The organism is Pseudomonas sp. XP2, from assembly GCF_053557975.1.
The window spans coordinates 599-3,240 of sequence record NZ_JBNRIK010000060.1 but is presented as its reverse complement, the minus strand read 5'-3'; the positions used below and the strand labels follow the sequence as shown (position 1 = coordinate 3,240).

At 59.7% G+C, this 2,642-nt stretch carries 1 protein-coding gene; it reads right to left on the bottom strand.

What is annotated here, in order from left to right:
* Positions 1-2,642 (bottom strand): immunoglobulin-like domain-containing protein (locus tag ACK1VC_RS28805; protein WP_449118185.1); only part of this gene is annotated, 2,642 nt, incomplete at both ends.

Below are 2,642 nucleotides of genomic sequence, written 5' to 3'. Positions count from 1 at the left end.
GACTGGCTTGCGGTCAACTTGGCCACAACCTCGTCGATGGTGTCGGTCACTTTGACCGAAGCATCGCCGCCCAACTCCAGGTTTTCGAAGGTACGACCATCAACGTCCACAGCCGACTTGATGCCCAAGCTGATTTCGCCGCCGTCCAGATAGACGTCGTCGCCCTGCGCCGCGTGCTCGTAAAGCGCGCTGGTTTCGCCGGCCTTGATGGTGACTGTGGCGTTGTTGCTCAAGGTGACGACCAGGTCGTGTGCCAGAGCGGTATTGATGTGCACGGTGAAGGTCGGTTTGACGTTCTCGGCCACCGAAGTCTGGTCGGCAGTGATGGTGACCTTGACCAGATCGCCTTCGTTATTGCCGCCTGGGTTACCGGGGGTACCTGGCTCGTCAGTGACGGTGGTGCTGACCGGGGTCTTGTCCAGTGTCAACTGTTCGAATTTTCCGACGTCAGCGCCAGCAACGGTAGCGATCGACTGCACCACCGGGGTATTGCTGCCGACATAGACGTTGTCCGGAGCAGTGACGGTAATCGAGCCGCTGGTGCCATTGGCCGGCACGGTAATGACGGTTTTGCCGTCGCTCAGCGTGAAGTTCAGGGCGCCGTGGTTGTTGATCGGCAGGCCGTCTTTGTTGGTCAGCGTGATGGTGTAGGTGATCTCGCCGCCTTCGGTGACCGAAGGCGTCGCGGTCAGCTTGGCCACGACTTCGTCGGTGGTGTCTGTCACTTGGACGGTAGCCGCACCGCCCAGCTCCAGGTTCTCGAAGGTAGCACCGGTGGCGTCTACCGCCGACTTGATACCCAGGCTGATTTCGCCCGAATCATTGTAGACATCATCCCCCTGCGCATCGTGGGTGTACGGCGCGCTGATTTCGCCCGCCTTGATGGTCACGGTCGCGTTGTTGCTCAGGGTCACAACCAGGTCGTGATCCAGCGGCTGGTTGATGTGCACAGTGAACGTCGGTTTGACGTTTTCCGCCACCGAAGTCTGGTCGGCGGTGATGGTGACCTTGACCAGGTCGCCTTCGTTGCCTGGGGTGCCTGGTTCGTCGGTAACCTGGGTGCTGACCGGGGTCTTGTCCAGATTCAGGTTTTCGAACTTCCACGCATCCGCGCCGCTGACAGCATCGATGGCATTGACCACCGGCTGGTTAGTACCGACATACACGTTATCCGGGGCGGTTACAGTGGCCGAGCCCGTGGTGCTGTTGGCCGCGACGACAACGGTGGTGCCATCGGTCAGCTTGAAGTACAGCTCCGAGTGGTTATTGATCGGCAGACCGTCTTTGTTGGTCAGCGTGATGGTGTAGGTGATCTCGCCGCCTTCGGTAACCGAAGGCGTCGCAGTCAGCTTGGCTACCACTTCGTCGATGGTGTCGGTCACTTTGACCGAAGCATCGCCGCCCAACTGCAGGTTCTCGAAGGCAGCACCGGTAGCGTCTACCGCCGACTTGATGCCCAGGGTGATTTCGCCAGCATCCTGGTAAACGTCATCGCCCTGCGCCGCGTGCTCGTACGGTGCACTGGTTTCGCCGGCCTTGATGGTCACCGTGGCATTGTTGCTCAGGGTCACGACCAGGTCGTGCTCCAGAGGCTGGTTGATGTGCACGGTGAACGTCGGTTTGACGTTCTCGGCCACCGAAGTCTGGTCGGCAGTGATGGTTACTTTGACCAAGTCACCTTCGTTGTTGCCGCCTGGGTTGCCCGGAGTACCTGGCTCATCGGTAACGGTTGTGCTGACCGGCGTCTTGTCCAGGGTCAGCTGTTCGAACTTGCCGACATCAGCGCCAGCAACAGTTGCGATCGACTGTACCACCGGGGTATTGCTGCCAACGTAAACGTTGTCCGGAGCAGTCACGGTGATCGAACCGCTGGTGCCGTTGGCCGGCACGGTGATGACGGTCTTGCCGTCGCTCAGCGTGAAGGTCAGGGCGCCGTGGTTGTTGATCGGCAGGCCGTCTTTGTTGGTCAGCGTGATCGTGTAGGTGATCTCGCCGCCTTCGGTCACCGAAGGGGTGGCGGTCAGCTTAGCCACAACTTCACTGATAGTGTCCGAGATCTCAACGGTAGCTGGACCACCCAAGGCCAGGTTCTCGAAAGTGGCACCTGGAACGGTAGCGTCGGTAACGCTGAGGGTGATGGAGCCAGCGTCGTGATAGACGTCATCACCCTGAGCCGGAGTCTTGTACTCGACTTCGGTCTTACCGGCTTCGATCGTCACGGTGTCTCCGTTCGACAGAGTGACGGTCAACGGACGATCCAGCGCCTGGCTTACTTTCACAGTAAAGGAAGGTTGCTGGTCTTCGGTCACATTGCCATTGCTGACGATGCTTACGGTGACAGTATCGACGCTGTCATTGATGACAGTCGAGGCTGGAGTCGGATTCGGGGTCAGCTGCTCGAAGTTGCCGCCGGTGGCGTTTTCGATGGTGACGCTAACAGTCGAACCGTTGTTATAGACGTCGTTCGCCGGGGTCTGGAAATCAACGCTGCCTTGGGTCTTGCCCGCTTCAACTGTGATGGTCTGGCCGTTGGACAGGGTCACGGTTACCGGCGTCTGGGCAGGGTTGCTCAGGGTCACGGTGTAGGTGATGACACCGCCTTCGGTCACCGACGGGTTCGCCGTCAGCGTTGCGGTGGTGGT